This is a genomic window from Bradyrhizobium roseum (assembly GCF_030413175.1).
Classification (GTDB): domain Bacteria; phylum Pseudomonadota; class Alphaproteobacteria; order Rhizobiales; family Xanthobacteraceae; genus Bradyrhizobium; species Bradyrhizobium roseum.
The window spans coordinates 203,580-220,922 of sequence record NZ_CP129212.1 but is presented as its reverse complement, the minus strand read 5'-3'; the positions used below and the strand labels follow the sequence as shown (position 1 = coordinate 220,922).

The following is a 17,343-nucleotide window of genomic DNA, read 5'->3' as shown; positions in this document are numbered from 1 at the left end:
CTACACCTCCAGCGTCACCGTCACCGGCACATGGTCGGACGGGCGCTCCCAGCCGCGGGCGTCGCGGGTGATCCTGAAATCGCTGATGCCGTCCTTCAGCGCGCGCGAGACCCAGATGTGGTCGAGCCGCCGGCCGCGGTCGCCCACCGTCCAGTCGGCGGCGCGGTAGCTCCACCACGTATAGACCTTTTCCGAAAGCGGGATCCGCTCGCGCGCGACGTCGAACCATTCGCCATGGGCCTGCGCGGCCAACAGCTTCTCGCATTCGATCGGCGTGTGCGAGACCACCTTGAGCAGCTGCTTGTGCGACCACACGTCGTTCTCGTGCGGCGCAACGTTGAGATCGCCGACCAGGATGTGGCGGTCATCGCCGCGCGGATGCAGCGGTTCGCACGCCTTCATCTCGTCGAGGAATTTCAGCTTGTGATCGAATTTCGGGTTGAGCGCGGGATCGGGAATGTCACCGCCCGCCGGCACGTAAAAATTATGCAGCACCAGCGGCTTTGCGAGCTGCGCCTTTTCGCCGAACGCCACCGAGATGTGGCGTGAGTCGATCTTGTCGCAGAAGGTCCTGATATCGGTGGTCTCGAACGGCAATTTCGAGACGATGGCGACGCCGTGATAACCTTTCTGTCCGTTCAGCGCGATGTGCTCATAGCCGAGCCGCTTGAAGCGCTTCAACGGAAAGGCGTCGTCGATGCATTTGGTTTCCTGCAGGCACAGCACGTCCGGCCGCGCCGATTTGAGGAATTTGGCGACGATGTCGATGCGCAGGCGCACCGAATTGATATTCCAGGTTGTCAGGGAAAACCGCATGGGAGCCGTGTCATACCACGGTTCCGGAGCGATGCGCGCCTTGTCCACAGCTCGAATTTCGTAAGGGCAGGCTGAGCGAAAGCGAGCCCACCATCTGTCGGCATCGGCGCAAGGTTTGGTGGGCGCGTCGCCTCACTTCCTTGCCTATCCTGCGGAAAGCATGAAGGAAGACGCGCCGCGCTCAGTTCGCAGGCGTGACGTAATTGGTGAAGTCGATTTTGAAGAGGCCGGGATCGACCTTCTTGGACGAGTCCAGATTGTACACCGCAATCGTGGTGTCGTATCCCTGCGGATCGGTCACCGTCCATTGCTTGAGCTGGCCGTCCTTGACGCCGACCATCAGCATCAGCCGGCTGGTGCCGATCAGCGCCTGCTTCTCCTCGATCGTGACGCTGATATAGATGTCGTCGGCCGTGACATTGACGACATTGGTGTCCTTGAGCAGGTCGATGCGGTCCGACAGCAGGAAGCGCAGCGGCGTCTGCGACAGCGGATAGATATCCTGGGTCGCAAGCTTGGTGTCGCGGACCGCCAGGGACGAGCCGTCGGCGATGATCGCGATCGGGCTCGGCGCATCATATTCGAAGCGCACCTTACCCGGTTTCTGGATGTAGAAGTCGCCCTTGGTCTTGCTGCCATCGGGGCCGACCTGGACGAAGTTTCCGACCAGCGTCTGCAACGAGGACAGATAGGAACTGACCTTGGCGGCCTGTGCCTTCTGGTTGGCGTCGAAGGTCGCAAAAATATTGGCGGGGACGTTACGGCGCGGGTCGGGAATCACCGGGGTAGGCGGCGCCTGGGTGGCGCCGGTGGTCGACGGCCCCCGGGTTTCCTGCGCGCTCAGCTGCGCGCCGCCTTCGCGGACCTTGGGGGCGGATTTTGGAACCGGCACGTTCTGCGCCGGCGATGGCGTTGCAATGCCCGCAATGGATGCGACGGTCAGAAGGGCCAGTCCGGAACGCAGCCTGCGATGGAAGAGGTACTGTTTCATCAGGTATTTCGGATCTCTCTTCGACGATGCATCCCGCTGCCGGCCATTTTATCTTGCTTTGGGCCAAAGGAGGTATCGTTTTTACGTGAAAATCGTTGCACCGAATTTACCTTCGGAGCCCTGGAGCCATTTTAGTCGCTTTGACGCGCTGTCTTGACGCGAACCGGCCCATCCCGGGGATCACGTCCGGGCAGTTTTAGCCCGAAAACGCCCTAGAATCCGTCCTCTTCCTCAGCCACCAGAATTTCGCGCTTGCCGGCATGGTTGGCAGCCCCGACGATGCCTTCGAGTTCCATCCGTTCCATCAGTGACGCCGCGCGGTTATAGCCGATTTGCAGCCGACGTTGAATGTAGGAGGTGGAGGCCTTGCGGTCGCGCTTGACGATCGCAACCGCCTGCGAGAACAGATCGCCGCCGCCGTCCCCGCCCATGCCGGTGGAATCGAACACCGCGCCGTCCTCTTCGGTCGGCTCTTCCGCTGTGACCGCTTCGAGATATTCCGGCTGACCCTGCGTCTTGAGGTGCCGTACGACCTTTTCGACTTCCTCGTCGGAGGCAAAGGGTCCGTGCACGCGGCTGATGCGGCCGCCGCCGGCCATGTAGAGCATGTCGCCCTGGCCAAGCAGTTGCTCGGCGCCCATCTCGCCCAGAATGGTGCGGCTGTCGATCTTCGAGGTGACCTGGAATGCGATGCGGGTCGGGAAATTCGCCTTGATGGTGCCGGTGATGACGTCGACCGATGGACGCTGCGTGGCGAGGATCACATGCAGGCCGGCGGCGCGCGCCATCTGGGCGAGGCGCTGCACCGCGCCTTCGATGTCCTTGCCGGCCACCATCATCAGGTCGGCCATTTCGTCGACGATGATGACGATGTAGGGCAACGGTTCGAGGTCGAGCTTTTCTTCCTCGTAGATCGCCTTGCCGGTTTCCTTGTCGAATCCGGTATGTACCGTGCGCGTCAGGTCCTCGCCCTTGCCCTTGGCTTCGAGAAGGCGCTGGTTGTAGCCGTCGATGTTGCGCACGCCGAGCTTGGCCATCTTCTTGTAGCGCTCTTCCATCTCGCGCACGGCCCATTTCAGCGCCACCACCGCTTTCTTCGGATCGGTCACGACCGGTGTCAGCAGATGCGGAATACCGTCATAGACGGAGAGTTCGAGCATCTTCGGATCGACCATGATCAGGCGGCACTGATCCGGCCGCAGCCGGTAGACCAGGCTCAGGATCATGGTGTTGATGGCAACCGATTTGCCGGAGCCGGTGGTGCCGGCGATCAGCATATGCGGCGTGCGCGCCAGATCGATGATGATCGATTCGCCGCCGATGTTCTTGCCGAGGCAGAGCGGCAGCTTGGCATGCGACTCGTCCTTTGCGGTGAGCAGCTCGCGCAAATAGACTTTTTCGCGATGCGCGTTCGGCAGTTCGATGCCGATGGCGTTGCGGCCGGCGACCACGGCGACACGCGCCGACAATGCGCTCATCGAGCGGGCGATGTCGTCGGCGAGGCCAATGACGCGCGAGGATTTGATACCGGGTGCAGGCTCGAGTTCGTACAGCGTCACCACCGGTCCGGGATTGGCCTTGACGATCTCGCCGCGGACGCCGAAATCGCCGAGCACGCCTTCCAGCGCGCGCGAATTGGCCTCCAGTTCGGCCTTGCTCAGCGGCTGCCGGTCGGACGCCTTGGGCGCCGTCAGCATCGAGACCGAAGGCAGTTCGAACTTGTCGGACTTGCGCGAGGCTGGACGCGGCGCCGGCTTCTTGCGCGAAGCGCGCGCAACCGGAGCTTCTTCCTCCTCCTCCTCTTCTTCGTCCTCCTCGTCCTCCTCTTCTTCCTCGTCCTCGTCCGCCGGAGGGGCCAGTGCCGGCGCGGCACGGCCGCTGAGGCTCGGCTCCTGACGTTCGAACGAGGCCTTGCGAGGCGGCGGCGAACTCGACACCAGCGACCGGTAGGCCGCGCTCATCAGCCAGCCGATCCGCGCCTTCAGGCTCATCAGCGCGTGATACATCCAGCCGAGCGAAACCGAACTGCGGTCCTCTTCTTCCTGGAAGGGCGTGTCATCGTCCTCGATCGGCGTGAGTTCTTCTTCTCTCGGACGCGAGCCCCAGCCGCTGGCAAACAGGAAGGCCGCGCACGTCGCCGCGAACAGGATGATGCCGAGCACGAGGCGGTAGGTGAAGCCGGCCGGGCCGAACACGACCGCAGGCGCGCGCACCAGCGCATCGCCGACGACGCCGCCAAGGCCGGTCGGCAGTGCCCAGCCCGCACCATGCGGCCAGCAACTTGCAAAGCCTGCCGCGATCACCGTGCAGAGAATCCAGCATCCCAGCCGCAGCGCTTCACGATCGAAGGTCCGATGCGTCAGCATGCGCCAGCCCCACACCGCGACGGGCAGGATCAGCATGATCGCGCCGAGGCCGAGAATCTGCATCAGGAGATCGGCGCCGATCGCGCCGGGATAGCCCAGAACGTTGCGGATCGGGCGCGATGTTGCGTGGCTCAGGCTCGGGTCCTGCACCGACCAGGTCATCAACGCCGCCGCGGCGACGCCGGAGAGCGAGATCAGGCTGAGGCCTGCGAGCTCGCGCAGGCGCCGGGCAAGGGCGTCGCGGATGGAGGTCGGCAGATGGCCGACCAGGGGAATAACACGTTCGATCGCTGGCATGCTCATGGGGCCCTGCGACTAATCCAGAATGTTGACCAGCCGGTGCAGCGCCTCGGCCGTTGATTCACTGTCGGAGACGAGCGCGAGGCGGATGTAGCCCGCGCCGGGATTGAAACCATCGTTCTGCGGCCGCGACAGATAGCTGCCGGGAATCACGCGGACGCCCGCATCCCGATAGAGCTTGACCGCCACGGCCTCGTCGCCGCCGAGCGCGGAGACGTCGAGCCAGACGCAGAAGCCGCCGGCCGGCCGCACATAGCCGTAGCGGTTGCCGAGGATCTGGTCGGCGAGATCGAACTTGATGCGGTAGAGCCTGCGGTTTTCCTCGACATGCGCTTCGTCGCTGTAAGCGGCGACCGCGACATGCTGCAGCGGCACCGGCACCTGGGGGGCGGCGACATTGCGCAACTCGTGATAGGCCGCGAGAAATCTTTTGTCGCCGGCGGCAAAGCCGACGCGCATGCCGGGCAGGTTGGAGCGCTTGGAGAGCGACTGGAACGCCACGACGTTGGTGAAATCGGGCCCGGCGCATTCCAGCGCGCTGCCCGGCGCCTGCCGCGTGTAGATTTCGGAATAGCACTCGTCACTCAGGATCATGAAGCCATACTGATCGGCGAGTTGCTTCAATCTCGTGAAGTAATCGCGGGTGGCGACCGCGCCTTGCGGATTGGCCGGGGAAGCGATGAAGAATGCGACGGTGCGGGCCAGCGTCGCCTCGTCGAGCGTGTCGAGATCCGGCAGAAATCCGTTGGCGACCGTCGTCGGCAGGTAAATCAGTTCGCAACCGGCCGCACGGGTGCCGGCGCCATAGGCCGGATAAAACGGATTGGGCATCAGGATCGCGGGCTTGCCCTTGCGCGGGCCGACGTAACGGGCGGCGGCGATCGCCGCGAACACCAGCCCCTCGCGGCTGCCGCTCAAGACCAAGATCTCGCTTTCGGGGTCGATCGGCCGCGGAAGGTGAAACCGGTTCGACAGCCAGTTCGAGGCCGCGCGGCGAAACGGCTCGATGCCGCGGGCGAGCGGATAGCGGCCGAAATCGGCGATATGCTTTGCCAGCACCGGCCCGACAAAATCCGGCACAGGATGCTGCGGCTCGCCCAACGACAGTGTGATCAATGGCTTGGCAGGCTGGTACGGCGCGAGCAGTTCGGTGGTGCGGATAAAGGGCGAGCGCTCGGCCTGACCGGCAGGTGCACTGCCGGCGCCCTGCGCCACGCCGGAAGAAGCGGTTATTGCCATGTCTTGATACGCCAGCACTTTCTCTTGCGGCCCAGGAACCTGCCCCAAGCCGCAAACACGTCAAAACACCATAGATACGGCGAGGTTAAGACGCGATTAACCATCGGTGCCGACTGGACAATTTGCTTGGTATTACCATATCATCGACGGGTATTACCGGCACCTTCGGAGTTTGCCATGGCAACCACCGTTACGAGCAAAGGCCAAGTGACCATTCCGAAGCCCGTTCGCGAGCATCTCGGGATCAGCCCCGGAAGCCAGGTCGAGTTCCGGCGCGCCGCCGACGGGAGCATCGTGATTGAAAAAGCCGATGGGACAAGGCCGCCAAGCCGTTTTGCCAAGCTTGTCGGTATCGCCGGCCCCGGTCCGTCCACCGACGAAATCATGGCCATCACCCGCGGGGATTAGCTCGTGACGCTGGTGGATTCGAACGTCCTGCTGGATATTTTCACGCAGACCCCGGGCTGGTGGGAGTGGTCGCTTGCGCAGCTGGAAGACGCTGCTCTCGAAGGTCCACTCCTGATCAATGACGTCATCTTTGCAGAAACGTCGATCCGCTTTCCGAAGATCGAGGATTTCGAACAAGCTTTGTTGGATGCCGGCATCACCGTCGCACCGATACCAAGGATGGCGCTGTTCCTTGCAGGCAAGGCTTCCGTTCAATACCGCAACGCGGGCGGTGTCCGCAGCAGCGTGCTGCCGGATTTTTTCATTGGCGCGCATGCAGCGGTCGAAAAACTTCCGCTTTTGACGCGTGATACGCGGCGCTATCGAACCTACTTCCCGGCCGTGATGCTCATCGCGCCGGAGCCAAGCGCATGATGCCCATCCACCGCTGCTGCGATGCCGCTCGAAAGCCAAAACACAACCTCAGGCGGCCAACGGTTAGGAAACGACCCTGTTTCCGTCGCCCGCTGCGTCGGTGCGGACAAAAGTAAGGAGTCGTTGGAAGCGAAGTTGGGAGCGCTCGCAAAGGCTGCACCAAAGTCCAAGACGAGCCAATGAAGAACCGCATTCCCGGCCTGATTATGCTTCTGTTCCTTATCACGGGCACCTTGGCCGGCATGCGATACGGTGCGGAACTGCCTCCGACGGTTCGGGGAATCGTGGGCGCTCTTGGCGGGCTCGGGCTATTCTGGATTCTGGCGAGTATCTACTACCGCGGGGGCTTCAAGCTATAGCGCCGGGTTTGTCGCCAAAAAGAAAGGGGCTCCAACTTGCGCTGGAGCCCCTCAACGGCCAGGGCATTGCCGGGTATGTGCCCGGACCGGAGTTGTGGGGATGACCTTGGGAGATCACCCCCCGGGAGAACTCACATGTTGTAGGCGCGCTCGGTGTGCTCGGTGACGTCGAGGCCTTCACGCTCGGTTTCGACGTTGACACGCAGGCCGACGATGACGTCCACGACCTTGAAGAGGATCGCCGAACCGATGCCCGACCACACCAGCGTGGTGCAGACGCCCCAGAGCTGGGCGATCATCTGCGCCGCGAAGTCGTAGTCCGCGACCTTCGGCGGAACGGCGGTGTAATCGATGATCCCAGCGCCACCGAGGGCCGGGTTCACCAGGATGCCGGTGCCGATCGCGCCGATGATGCCGCCGACACAATGGACGCCGAACACGTCGAGCGAGTCGTCATAGCCGAGCGAGTTCTTCACCACGGTACAGAAGAACAGGCAGGCGACGCCGACCACGAGGCCGAGCACGATCGCACCCATCGGACCGGCGTAACCGGCCGCTGGCGTGACAGCCACGAGGCCCGCCACTGCGCCCGACAGAGCGCCGAGCACCGAGGGATGGCCCTTGACGATCCATTCCGCGAACATCCAGGACATCGCCGCCGCTGCGGTCGCAACGAAGGAGTTGGTCATGGCGAGCGCGGCACCGCCGGAGGCTTCGAGGTTCGATCCGGCGTTGAAGCCGAACCAGCCGACCCAGAGCAGCGAAGCGCCGATCATGGTCATGGTCAGCGAGTGCGGGGCCATCAGCTCCTTGCCGTAGCCGACGCGCTTGCCGATCAGCAGCGCACCGACAAGGCCGGCGATACCGGCATTGATGTGCACCACGGTGCCGCCCGCGAAGTCGATCGCGCTCTTCTTGAAGATGAAGCCGGCATCGGCGTTGAGTTCGTCGAGCTTGGCCTGGGCGGCGGTCTTGGCCGCACCGTCAGCCGCGGCGGCGAGCGCCTTGGCGGCGTCCTGGATCAGGTCCGGACCCTGCCAGTACCAGACCATGTGCGCGATCGGGAAGTAGATCAGCGTGACCCAGAGCGGAACGAACAGCGCGATCGCAGCGAACTTCATGCGCTCGGCAAAGGCGCCGACGATGAGGGCAGGGGTGATGCACGCGAACGTCATCTGGAAGCAGACGTAGATCAGCTCGGAGATGTTGGCGTCGACGCTGAAGGTCGCCGCCTTTGTCTCCGTGGTCACGCCCATCAGGAAGGCCTTGGAGAAGCCGCCGATGAAGTCGGACCCGCCGGTGAAGGAGAGGCTGTAGCCGTAGAGCGCCCAGAGCAGGGTGACGATGCAGACGGTGTAGAACACCTGCATCAGCACCGAGAGCATGTTCTTGGAACGGACAAGACCGCCGTAGAACAGCGCCAGGCCGGGAATGGTCATCAACAGCACCAACACTGTCGATGTCAGCATCCAGGCATTGTCGCCCTTGTTGACGGTCGGTTCGGCGTAGGCCGCGGTTGCGGCGAACATGCCGACTGCGAGGGCGGCCAGTCCCGCGCCATAGGGACGTTTAAACGTCATTTGGTTTTACTCCTGAGTGGATAAGGTTTGAGCGCGAAATCAGAGGGCCGCGGCATCCGCCTCACCCGTGCGGATGCGTACCGCATGGTCGAGGTTGATGACGAAGATCTTGCCGTCGCCGATCTGGCCGGTCTTGGCAGCGGAAGTGATGGCGTCGATGGTCTTGTCGACCTGGTCGGAGGCCACGGCGACCTCGATCTTGATCTTGGGCAGGAAGCTCACGGCATATTCGGCGCCACGATAGATTTCCGTGTGGCCTTTCTGGCGGCCATATCCCTTGACTTCCGTCACCGTGAGACCGTGAACGCCAATGGCGGTCAGGGCGTCCCGGACTTCTTCGAGCTTGAATGGCTTGATGATCGCCATAACAATTTTCATGGGTCCTATCCCCGCTTGGGCCCGGTTCAGACCGACCGGGCGTTCTCGACTGAGGTTCACCACGCGGAGATGTTCACTACGCGGGCACAGCCAGGACCCTTAGAATCAAATGCCGTGCCAGATCGGCATCGTTGCCTAACAGTTTATGAACTCGGCCCTTTTCGCCCGTTGTGGAAATTGCACGTTCCTGCGCCATTCCGTCGCGCCCAAAGACTAGCCATACTTGCTCAAATTATGAGCATGGTCTAGCGGGCGTCACAATCCTGCCCAGCGTGCGGGCAAGAATACGGTAATGGGGTGGGGCACGCTACTGCAGCGCTTCGCCGTGCTGCGAGATGTCGAGGCCTTCCATCTCCTGCTGGACGGAAACCCGCAGCGGCGCGAACGCGCCCACCAGCTTCAGCAGCACAAAGGTAATGCCGGCAGACCACCCCAGCGTGACCGCGATGCCGTAAACCTGGATCAGGACCTGTTGCGGATTACCCTCAAGCAGGCCCGAGGTGCCACCGATCGCGTTCACCGCAAACACGCCGGCGAGCAACGTGCCGGTCAATCCGCCGATGCCGTGGACGCCGAACACGTCGAGCGAGTCGTCATATCTAAAGCGCTGCTTGAGCCAGGTGCAGGCCCAGAAGCAGAGCGTGCCCGCGATGAGGCCGATGACGACGCCATGCCACGGCGCCACGAAACCGGAGGCCGGCGTGATGGTGCCGAGCCCCGCCACGGCGCCCGAAATCATGCCGAGCACCGAGGGCTTGCGCCGCGTCGCCCATTCGATCGCGGCCCAGGCCAGCGCGCCGGCGCAGGCGGCGAGATGCGTCGCCGTGATCGCCATGACGGCGCGCGAGTTAGCGCCCAGCGCCGATCCGCCGTTGAAGCCGAACCAGCCGACCCACAGCAAGCCGGTGCCGATCACGGCAAGCGAGAGATCGAATGGTGCGAGGTTCTCGCTGCCGTAGCCATGACGCCGGCCCATCACCATCGCCGCGACCAGACCGCCGACGCCGGCGGAAAGATGCACGACGAGGCCGCCGGCAAAATCCAGCACGCCCATGGTCGCAAGAAAACCGCCACCCCACACCCAATGGGCGAGCGGCACGTAGACGAAGGCGAACCAGCCGACGGAAAAAAGCAGATAGGCCGAAAACCGCATCCGGTCCGCCACTGCGCCCGCTACCAGCGCCACCGTGATGATCGCGAACGTCATCTGGTACAGCATGAAGAGCGCTTCGGGGATCGTCTTCGCCGCCGGATTGACACTCTCCATCGTCATTCCGATCAGAAACCAGCGATCGAGCGTGCCGATCCAGGGACCGTCGCCGACGAAGGCCAGCGAATAGCCGAACGCCACCCAGAGGATCGAGATCATCGCCACCGCGGCGAGGCTCTGCGCCATCGTCGCCAGCACGTTCTTCTTGCGCACCATGCCGGAATAGAACAGCGCCAGGCCCGGTATCGTCATCATCAGGACCAGCGCGGTGGCGACGATCATCCACGCGGTGTCGGCGGCATTGATGGTGGATGCCTCGGCGGCCAGCGCCGGGGTCGCCAGCATGCTTGCCGCAAGCGCGATGGGCGCAGCGTTCCCCGCTGCACGATACGATAGTGCCCCCATGGAATTCCCCCGGCGTGGTATTGTGTCGTTGTCGTTTCTTGGCTTCTGGCGATCGGCGCAGCCGCCGTCCGCAACCTGGATTTTTTGCGATGGCTCAGAGCGCGTCGCTGTCGGTCTCGCCGGTCCGGATGCGCCGGGCGTGGTCGATCGGCGTGACGAAGATCTTGCCGTCGCCGATCTGGCCGGTACGCGCATTCGCCGTGATGACCTCGACCGCCTTTTCTGCGACGTCGGAGGCGACCGCGATCTCGATCCGGAGCTTGGGCAGGAAATTCACGACGTATTCGGCGCCGCGATAGATTTCGGTATGGCCCTTCTGGCGGCCGTAGCCCTTCACCTCGGTCACGGTCATGCCGTGGACGCCGATGGCCGTCAGTGCCTGGCGCACCTCGTCAAGCTTGAAGGGTTTGATGATCGCGACGACGAGTTTCATGGTCAGGCCTTTATTTCCCTGGATACTTTTTGAATATCGGGCAGCCCGGCCGCCCGGCCATTCGTTGCCAGAGCAAATCTGGCATCTTTCTGGGCAAATGGCATAAAAAAGTTGCAGGAAGAAGAGGAAAACATTACCGGCTGTTGTTTTTGATCACTGTACAGGCGGCACGCTCGTCCGCCAAAATAAGGTTTCATCGCCAGCCGTCCGGTTGGCTCCCCCTTCCCCACGGCTCCAAGGTATAAGAATGTCAAACCGATCGTGGTTTTATGCATCCAACGGTCAGCAGCAGGGCCCCTATCCGGAGGCGCAGCTTCGCGACCTCATTACGCGGGGCACGATCAGCGCGGACACGTTGGTCTGGACCGAGGGGATGTCGGGCTGGCAGCGGGCTGGCGAAATTCCCGGCCTGGCTCCCGGCGGATCGGCGCCGCCTCCGATGTCGCATCCCGGCGCTCCGCCCGCGATGGGCGGCGGCGATTTTGCGGGTGGTCATGCCGGCGGGTATTCCGGCGGCGCGCTGTCGGCGGATCTTCCGCTATGGCCCTTGCTCGGGCGAACCCTCCTGATGGTCATCGGCATGCTGCTGGTGATCCCGGCGCCGTGGACCTCGACCGCCTTCTACCGCTGGATCGTTTCCCGGCTTTACGTTCCGGGCCGGCCGAACATGGGCTTCACCGGCCAGCCCCTCGACATCTGGTACGTGTTCATTGCCATCGGCGTCCTGACCTATCTGGGTTCGGCCGACCTCTATTACCTGCAATATCTCTCGATTCCGGTTCAGGCCGTGCTGTCCTGGATGATCATCCGGTGGATCGCCTCGAACCTCAGCTCCAACGGTCAGCAGCTTCCGATTGCCTTTAACGGCAGCGCGCTGGGTTACATCGGCTGGCAAGTATTGCTGTATGTCTCGTTCATCACGATCATCGGCTGGGCCTGGGTGATTACGGCCTGGATGCGCTGGATCTGCCGCAACATCGAGGGTACGCACCGCGAAGTCATCTTCCTGGGCTCGGGGCTGGAGGTGCTGTGGCGATCCATCGTATTCGGAATCGCCTGCATCTTCATCATTCCGATCCCGTGGGTGCTGCGTTGGTACGCGAACTGGTACCTGTCGCAGTTCGCGCTGGCCGATCGCTCGGTTTGACCGGATCCTCAGCGCTCACCTGCGCTGGCGCACCGAGCCTTCCTGCGCGACCGACGCCACCAGCGTGCCGTCGGGCTTGAAGATCAGGCCGCGGGTCAACCCGCGGCCATCCTGCGCGCTCGGCGAATCCTGCGCGTAGAGCAGCCATTCGTCGGCGCGGAACGGCCGGTGAAACCACATCGCGTGGTCGAGGCTCGCCGGCATCATGCGATTGTCGAACAGGGTGCGGCCGTAGCGCGCCATGATCGCATCGAGTAGCGAGAAATCCGACGCATAGGCCAGCGCGCACAGATGCAGCGCCGGATCGTCGGGCAGTTTTGCGGCGGTACGAATCCAGACATGGATGCGCCCGTCGTCGATCTTCTGGCCGAAGTAGCGCCCGAGCTCGACCGGGCGCAATTCGATCGGCCGGTCGGATTCATAATATCGGCGGATGAATTCCGGCATCTCCTTGAACAGCGGCTGCTTCGATACTTCCTCGGCGGTCAGTTTTTCCGGCGGCGGCACATCCGGCATCTTGTCCTGATGGTTGAATGCGCCTTCTTCCTCGGCATGAAACGACACCATGATTGAAAAGATGGCGTTGCCATGCTGGATCGCGGTGACGCGGCGGGTCGAGTAGCTCTTGCCGTCGCGCAGCCGTTCGACCTGGTAGATGATCGGGATCTGCGGATCGCCGGGCAGGATGAAATAGCAATGGATCGAGTGCGGCAGGCGGCCCTCGACGGTGCGGCAGGCCGCAACCATCGCCTGCCCGATCACCTGGCCGCCGAATACGCGCTGCCAGCTCGTCTTCGGGCTGTTGCCGCGAAACAGGTTCACCTCGAGTTGTTCGAGATCGAGGATGGAAATCAGGTCGATGAGGCCTTTGGACATGGAGCTCTCTCTTTCGCCGTCTCGGCGTCATTCCGGGGCTTTTGAAGCGAGAACCCGGCAATTCAGTTAAACCGCGGAGCTTGCGGCCCGATGGATCCCGGGTTCGTGCTGGGCACGCCGCGGAATGACCGTCAACCAGCTCAACTACCTTGTTTCCCGGCCCTGTTTCGCCCAGCTATTATCGGGTAGCAAGGGTAGTCTCACGTAGTAGCCGGGTAAGGAATCCATGGCGGCACAGCGAAGCATTGTCATCTGCGGTGGCGCCTTTGCGGGGCTGGCGCTGGCGCTGGCGCTCCGTCAGGGCCTTGGCGGGGATATTCCGGTCATTGTGGCCGATCCGGCCCTGGCGATGCGGCCGAGCCGCGATCCGCGGGCGACCGCCATCGTCGCCGCCTGCCGCCGGCTGTTCGAAGCGCTCGGGGTCTGGGACCAGGTTTCGGATTCCCAGCCGATTCTCGACATGGTCGTGACCGACTCCAAGTTGGACGACGCTACCCGCCCGGTATTTTTGACCTTTGCGGGCGAAGTCGAGCCCGGCGAGCCTTTCGCGCACATGGTGGAAAACCGCCGGCTGATCGATGCGCTGGTGGCGCGCGCCGAGGCCGAGGGCATCGACCTCCGCGCCACGGCGGTTTCGACCTACGACTCCCGTCCCGACGGCGTCACCGTGACGCTGGCCGACGGCAATGTCATCGAGGCGAGCCTGCTGGTGGCCGCCGACGGCGCGCGCTCGAAGCTGCGCGAGCGCGCCGGCATCGCCACCCATGGCTGGGACTATGATCAATCCGGCATCGTCGTCACCGTCGGACATGAGCGGGATCATCACGGCCGCGCCGAGGAGCATTTTCTCCCGGCCGGTCCGTTTGCGATCCTGCCGCTCACCGGCAAGCGTTCGTCGCTGGTGTGGACCGAGAATCGCGCCGAGGCCGCGCGCATCACCGCGCTCGGCGACGCCGAATTCCACGACGAACTGGAGAGGCGCTTCGGACTGCACCTCGGCGAGGTCAAGGCGCTGGACAAGCCGCGCGCGTTCCCGCTCGGCTATTTCGTCGCGCGCTCGTTCATCGCCGAGCGGCTGGCGCTGGTCGGCGACGCCGCGCATGTGATTCATCCGATCGCGGGGCAGGGCCTCAACATGGGCCTGAAGGACGTCGCGGCGCTGGCCGAAGTCGTGGTCGATGCGGCGCGGCTCGGCATCGATCCCGGGCAGGCCGACGTGCTCGAGCGCTACCAGCGCTGGCGGCGCTTCGACACCATGGCGATGGGGCTCGCCACCAATTCGCTGAACTTCCTGTTCTCGAACGAATCGACGCTGCTGCGCACCGTGCGCGACATCGGCCTCGGCCTCGTCGATCGCGCGCCGCCGCTGAAAAACCTGTTCATCCGACAGGCGGCGGGATTGTCAGGCGAAGTGCCGCGGTTGCTGAAGGGCGAGGCGCTGTGAGGGCGAATGGCGAATAGGGAGTGGCGAATAGTGGACCGTCTATTCGCCACTCCCTATTCGCCATTCGCCATTTCCGTCAATCGATCTTCCGTGCCTCTTCCGGCAGCATGATCGGGATGCCGTCGCGGATCGGGTAGGCGAGCTTGGCCGAGCGCGAGATTAGTTCCTGCCGGGTCGAATCGAATTCGAGCGGGCCCTTGGTCACCGGACAGACCAGGATCTCCAGCAACTTCGGATCGACGGTGCCGTCGAGGCGTTCGGGCGTGGCATTCATGGGGAGTCTCCGGCTAGGCGCTGGTCCTTAGCATATTGGATTGCGGCCTGTCATGACGTGCGATCCGCAGCAGTTCGTCGAGCACGGCCTGTTGCCGCGCTTTCGGCAATGGCTGATCCGATAGCGCGAAGCCGAGAAACGCCCAATAGAAAATTTGGGCGCGTGCTCGGGCCACGTCCTTCGGCAATCCGGATTGCGTCAGAAGGCTTTCGACGTAACTCAGCCGCCGCCGGTCGATCGCCTGCACGGCGGTACGCGCGGCCGGATCGACGCTGGCCCAGGTGCGGACCGCCCGCTCCAGCGTCAGCCGCTCGCCGAACACCCGGCGCAGCAACAGTGCGAGCGGGTCTTCATCCTTCGAAGCTGCCTCGACATTGGCGATGATCTGCTCGGCTGCGACCTCGTGCCAGCGCGCAAGGATCGCGGCGTGGAAGGCGACGATGTCGGCAAAGTGCCAGTAGAAGCTGCCGCGCGACACGCGCAGCGTCTTGGCCAAAGGTTCGGCCTTCAGCGCGGTGAAGCCGCGGCTCGCCAGCGCCCTGAGGCCCGCGTCGACCCAGTCCGTTGCCGAGAGTTGATCGCTCATGTCAGTTCCATGCGGCGACCATACACGACTGTATTGACTGGCGCCAGAAGGCGCTGCATAACCATACAGTACTGTATGGAGGCGTTTCGATGCGCGATCTCATCCTGCAATGCGCCGGCGTCGCCGGCATAGCGGTGGCGCTGATCCACGGCGTGCTGGGGGAAACCAGGGTTTTTGCCAGGGCGACCATCCAGCCGGAGAGCCTGCGCACCCTGATCCGACTCGTATGGCAGGCCGGCACGGTGGCCTGGATCGGCGGCGGCGTGCTGCTGATCGCCGCGCCCTCGCTCGGTTCGGAAAGCGCGCGGCATTGGATCGTCGCCACGATCGTCGCGGTCTACGCCTTTGCCGCCGCCGCCAATTGCTGGTGGTCGCGCGGCCGCGGATTTGGCTGGAAGGCGCTCGGCGCCGTCGTCCTGCTTGCGGTGGCGGGGTACTAGGGCGGACCAGCCGTGAGAAAGATCACTGCGGGAGGTGGGGAGGCAGGCGACCACGCTTGAGTGTTTCAGACGGCAATTCGCCGAATGCGAGCCGATAATCTCGTGCGAAATGACCGGGATTCTGAAAGCCGCATTTGAGCGCAATCTGCGTCACCGAAATTTCTGCGTCGCAACGCTGGAGCATGTCCCGCGCGTGATCGAGCCGGATGCCCTTGGCGAATTCCGCTGGCGTACAACCCCGATCCTTCTTGAATTGCCGGAACAGACTTCTGGCGCTGACTTGCGCCAAAGCAGCCATCTTCTCGATGTCGAGCGGCTTGTCCCAGTTCGCGGCGATGAACTCCTCTACCTTCCTGACCGCCGAAGATCCGGCCGGAAGCGGCTCCCGCAGCAGCAAATCGGTGTAGCTGTGCTGGTGGCACATCAGAAACTTCATGATCACCATTCGCTCAACCTCGGCGGCGGCTCGATCGGTGAAGAAGGCCCCGCGCGCATTGAAGTCGTTTGCAAAGTCGAAAACCCGTCGCCGCAGCGCTGCCATGGCCGGATCTCGGGCCCCGGTCTGGTCGAATACCAGCTCGCGGCTCACCGGCTGCCCGATCAGGATGCCGAGGTTGCTCAGCAGCGCACTCATTTCGATACGGAGCACGAACTGACAGTAGTGGGCCTTGAAGTCGAGCCTCAGGGGCGTTGACGCCGGCAACACGGCTGTCCATTTGCCGCCCCTGATTTCTGCCGATCTTCCGCCGGCTGTATATTGGCCTTCGCCCTGAAGATTGAATATTTGCCGGACGAATGTGTCCTCGCCGAATCCCACCGTGACGTCGTTGGCATAGTCGCAATAGGAAAGTCCAAGGCCGCCGATCTGCAAATGGTTTGCGCGCACGGCAAACTCGCTCTTTTGACGTGCGATGTCGAAATGGGTCGCCTTGTAAAAACCGAATAGCCGATCGCGGACCAGGTCCGGATCGCTGGAATACATGACTGGGTAGTTGCTCAGCGGATTGTTTCGTTTCTGAATCGCGATCATGCGGGCGCCGAAAGAATCTAATGTATTGTATGATGCATACACTTCATCCGTCGAATTCCAACCCCTGCGACTTTAACGCCGTAGTTTTACGGGGGCGTTTTGGCGCAGCACGCCGGCGTTTGCCGATTTCCGATCGATTGGCGGTCGCAAGTGGCGGGATACGAGCGTCTTGACGCCTGTTGGTCTAAGGCCGCGCTAACATGATTAATCTAGTCTGACGTCGAACGCTTCCCATTGAAGCGCAGCGTGAGATCGACGGCCAACCAATGTCAGAAGTAATCAGTATTCGGAAGGCGCGTTATCGTCCCGACACAGCGCGATCGCACCTGGTCGAGACCGCGGACGCCGTAACCGACGCCGCTGATTTTCCCGATTCCGGCGAACTCGCGATCGTGAAGCTGAAAGTTCAGCGCTCCATCCTGTTGCTCGACCTTGCCGCCCAGCAGGCGCGTCTCCTCATGAGGGAAATACCTGATGCGACGCGAAAGCAGAATCTCGAATCCCAGATCGGCATCATCGAGCAGCAGCTTCAGGTCGCACGGCAAATGGCGTCGAACATATGAATCCGGTCATCCCAGTGTTTGTACGGACGACGAAATTAACGGCCGAGTCAGATCAGAACAGCGAATTCGTCGCGACTCGCTCCA

General features: G+C 63.0%; 19 protein-coding genes. 6 read left to right on the top strand and 13 right to left on the bottom strand.

The window, feature by feature from the left end; all coding sequences use genetic code 11:
- The 4 genes from QUH67_RS01055 to QUH67_RS01040 all read right to left on the bottom strand — a co-directional run bounded on the left by QUH67_RS01055 (nt 1) and on the right by QUH67_RS01040 (nt 5,712).
- Nucleotides 1–816, bottom strand: coding sequence for an exodeoxyribonuclease III (locus QUH67_RS01055; protein WP_300944810.1), 816 nt, complete (start codon nt 814–816; stop codon nt 1–3).
- Nucleotides 817–997: 181 nt separating this feature from the next.
- A complete protein-coding gene (locus tag QUH67_RS01050) occupies nt 998–1,807 on the bottom strand; it encodes an outer membrane lipoprotein carrier protein LolA (protein WP_300944809.1) in 810 nt (269 codons plus the stop codon).
- 212 nt (nt 1,808–2,019) lie between these two features.
- Nucleotides 2,020–4,476, bottom strand: a complete 2,457-nt coding sequence (locus tag QUH67_RS01045; RefSeq protein ID WP_300944808.1) for a DNA translocase FtsK — start codon at nt 4,474–4,476, stop codon at nt 2,020–2,022.
- Nucleotides 4,477–4,488: 12 nt separating this feature from the next.
- Complete coding sequence (locus tag QUH67_RS01040) at nt 4,489–5,712, bottom strand: aminotransferase class I/II-fold pyridoxal phosphate-dependent enzyme (RefSeq protein ID WP_300944807.1); 1,224 nt, start codon at nt 5,710–5,712, stop codon at nt 4,489–4,491.
- Between the two features lie 177 nt (nt 5,713–5,889).
- On the opposite strand from QUH67_RS01040, the gene QUH67_RS01035 reads away from it, so the two are divergent.
- Nucleotides 5,890–6,120, top strand: a complete 231-nt coding sequence (locus QUH67_RS01035; protein WP_300944806.1) for an AbrB/MazE/SpoVT family DNA-binding domain-containing protein — start codon at nt 5,890–5,892, stop codon at nt 6,118–6,120.
- A 3-nt stretch (nt 6,121–6,123) separates the two neighbouring features.
- Nucleotides 6,124–6,534: a type II toxin-antitoxin system VapC family toxin gene (locus tag QUH67_RS01030; protein WP_300944805.1), complete on the top strand. Its 411-nt coding sequence runs from the start codon at nt 6,124–6,126 to the stop codon at nt 6,532–6,534.
- 490 nt (nt 6,535–7,024) lie between these two features.
- On the opposite strand, the gene QUH67_RS01025 is transcribed toward QUH67_RS01030, so the two are convergent.
- The 5 genes from QUH67_RS01025 to QUH67_RS01005 form a co-directional block, all read right to left on the bottom strand.
- Entirely contained in the window at nt 7,025–8,473 is a 1,449-nt protein-coding gene (locus tag QUH67_RS01025) for an ammonium transporter (RefSeq protein WP_300944803.1), read from the bottom strand.
- Nucleotides 8,474–8,512: 39 nt separating this feature from the next.
- Nucleotides 8,513–8,851: a P-II family nitrogen regulator gene (locus QUH67_RS01020; RefSeq protein WP_008142813.1), complete on the bottom strand. Its 339-nt coding sequence runs from the start codon at nt 8,849–8,851 to the stop codon at nt 8,513–8,515.
- A gap of 307 nt (nt 8,852–9,158) precedes the next feature.
- Entirely contained in the window at nt 9,159–10,466 is a 1,308-nt protein-coding gene (locus QUH67_RS01015; RefSeq protein WP_407080390.1) for an ammonium transporter, read from the bottom strand.
- Between the two features lie 94 nt (nt 10,467–10,560).
- Nucleotides 10,561–10,899, bottom strand: a complete 339-nt coding sequence (locus tag QUH67_RS01010; protein ID WP_300944802.1) for a P-II family nitrogen regulator — start codon at nt 10,897–10,899, stop codon at nt 10,561–10,563.
- 2 nt (nt 10,900–10,901) lie between these two features.
- Nucleotides 10,902–11,096, bottom strand: a complete 195-nt coding sequence (locus QUH67_RS01005) for a hypothetical protein (protein WP_300944801.1) — start codon at nt 11,094–11,096, stop codon at nt 10,902–10,904.
- A 50-nt stretch (nt 11,097–11,146) separates the two neighbouring features.
- On the opposite strand from QUH67_RS01005, the gene QUH67_RS01000 reads away from it, so the two are divergent.
- Nucleotides 11,147–12,046 carry a DUF4339 domain-containing protein gene (locus QUH67_RS01000; RefSeq protein WP_300944800.1) on the top strand — a complete coding sequence of 300 codons (900 nt, stop codon included), beginning with the start codon at nt 11,147–11,149 and terminating at the stop codon, nt 12,044–12,046.
- Nucleotides 12,047–12,061: 15 nt separating this feature from the next.
- Here QUH67_RS01000 and tesB read toward each other — a convergent pair whose 3' ends face one another.
- Nucleotides 12,062–12,922 (bottom strand): acyl-CoA thioesterase II, encoded by an 861-nt coding sequence (gene tesB / locus QUH67_RS00995; RefSeq protein ID WP_300944799.1) that lies wholly within the window; start codon nt 12,920–12,922, stop codon nt 12,062–12,064.
- Between the two features lie 226 nt (nt 12,923–13,148).
- Between tesB and QUH67_RS00990 the strand changes: the two genes are divergently transcribed.
- A complete protein-coding gene (locus QUH67_RS00990; RefSeq protein WP_300944798.1) occupies nt 13,149–14,366 on the top strand; it encodes a ubiquinone biosynthesis hydroxylase in 1,218 nt (405 codons plus the stop codon).
- A 76-nt stretch (nt 14,367–14,442) separates the two neighbouring features.
- Here the strand turns inward: QUH67_RS00990 and QUH67_RS00985 are convergent, their stop codons facing one another.
- On the bottom strand, nt 14,443–14,640 hold the full coding sequence (locus QUH67_RS00985) for a Trm112 family protein (RefSeq protein WP_214488223.1): 198 nt from the start codon (nt 14,638–14,640) through the stop codon (nt 14,443–14,445).
- Between the two features lie 13 nt (nt 14,641–14,653).
- A complete protein-coding gene (locus tag QUH67_RS00980) occupies nt 14,654–15,226 on the bottom strand; it encodes a TetR/AcrR family transcriptional regulator (RefSeq protein ID WP_300944797.1) in 573 nt (190 codons plus the stop codon).
- 89 nt (nt 15,227–15,315) lie between these two features.
- Here QUH67_RS00980 and QUH67_RS00975 point away from each other — a divergent pair, with 89 nt between their 5' ends.
- Complete coding sequence (locus tag QUH67_RS00975) at nt 15,316–15,666, top strand: hypothetical protein (protein WP_300944796.1); 351 nt, start codon at nt 15,316–15,318, stop codon at nt 15,664–15,666.
- Nucleotides 15,667–15,688: 22 nt separating this feature from the next.
- Here QUH67_RS00975 and QUH67_RS00970 read toward each other — a convergent pair whose 3' ends face one another.
- Nucleotides 15,689–16,696 carry a helix-turn-helix domain-containing protein gene (locus QUH67_RS00970; protein ID WP_300944795.1) on the bottom strand — a complete coding sequence of 336 codons (1,008 nt, stop codon included), beginning with the start codon at nt 16,694–16,696 and terminating at the stop codon, nt 15,689–15,691.
- Between the two features lie 266 nt (nt 16,697–16,962).
- Between QUH67_RS00970 and QUH67_RS00965 the strand changes: the two genes are divergently transcribed.
- Entirely contained in the window at nt 16,963–17,259 is a 297-nt protein-coding gene (locus tag QUH67_RS00965; protein WP_300944794.1) for a hypothetical protein, read from the top strand.
- Nucleotides 17,260–17,343 lie beyond the last annotated feature (84 nt).

Excerpts from the sequence above, each read along its gene's own strand:
- QUH67_RS01055 (WP_300944810.1), bottom strand. The coding sequence starts at position 816 with ATGCGGTTTTCCCTGACAACCTGGAATATCAATTCGGTGCGCCTGCGC.
- QUH67_RS01050 (WP_300944809.1), bottom strand. The coding sequence starts at position 1,807 with ATGAAACAGTACCTCTTCCATCGCAGGCTGCGTTCCGGACTGGCCCTT.
- QUH67_RS01045 (WP_300944808.1), bottom strand. The coding sequence starts at position 4,476 with ATGAGCATGCCAGCGATCGAACGTGTTATTCCCCTGGTCGGCCATCTG.
- QUH67_RS01040 (WP_300944807.1), bottom strand. The coding sequence starts at position 5,712 with ATGGCAATAACCGCTTCTTCCGGCGTGGCGCAGGGCGCCGGCAGTGCA.
- QUH67_RS01035 (WP_300944806.1), top strand. The coding sequence starts at position 5,890 with ATGGCAACCACCGTTACGAGCAAAGGCCAAGTGACCATTCCGAAGCCC.
- QUH67_RS01025 (WP_300944803.1), bottom strand. The coding sequence starts at position 8,473 with ATGACGTTTAAACGTCCCTATGGCGCGGGACTGGCCGCCCTCGCAGTC.
- QUH67_RS01020 (WP_008142813.1), bottom strand. The coding sequence starts at position 8,851 with ATGAAAATTGTTATGGCGATCATCAAGCCATTCAAGCTCGAAGAAGTC.
- QUH67_RS01015 (WP_407080390.1), bottom strand. The coding sequence starts at position 10,466 with ATGGGGGCACTATCGTATCGTGCAGCGGGGAACGCTGCGCCCATCGCG.
- QUH67_RS01010 (WP_300944802.1), bottom strand. The coding sequence starts at position 10,899 with ATGAAACTCGTCGTCGCGATCATCAAACCCTTCAAGCTTGACGAGGTG.
- QUH67_RS01005 (WP_300944801.1), bottom strand. The coding sequence starts at position 11,096 with ATGAAACCTTATTTTGGCGGACGAGCGTGCCGCCTGTACAGTGATCAA.
- QUH67_RS01000 (WP_300944800.1), top strand. The coding sequence starts at position 11,147 with ATGTCAAACCGATCGTGGTTTTATGCATCCAACGGTCAGCAGCAGGGC.
- tesB (WP_300944799.1), bottom strand. The coding sequence starts at position 12,922 with ATGTCCAAAGGCCTCATCGACCTGATTTCCATCCTCGATCTCGAACAA.
- QUH67_RS00990 (WP_300944798.1), top strand. The coding sequence starts at position 13,149 with ATGGCGGCACAGCGAAGCATTGTCATCTGCGGTGGCGCCTTTGCGGGG.
- QUH67_RS00985 (WP_214488223.1), bottom strand. The coding sequence starts at position 14,640 with ATGAATGCCACGCCCGAACGCCTCGACGGCACCGTCGATCCGAAGTTG.
- QUH67_RS00980 (WP_300944797.1), bottom strand. The coding sequence starts at position 15,226 with ATGAGCGATCAACTCTCGGCAACGGACTGGGTCGACGCGGGCCTCAGG.
- QUH67_RS00975 (WP_300944796.1), top strand. The coding sequence starts at position 15,316 with ATGCGCGATCTCATCCTGCAATGCGCCGGCGTCGCCGGCATAGCGGTG.
- QUH67_RS00970 (WP_300944795.1), bottom strand. The coding sequence starts at position 16,696 with ATGATCGCGATTCAGAAACGAAACAATCCGCTGAGCAACTACCCAGTC.
- QUH67_RS00965 (WP_300944794.1), top strand. The coding sequence starts at position 16,963 with ATGTCAGAAGTAATCAGTATTCGGAAGGCGCGTTATCGTCCCGACACA.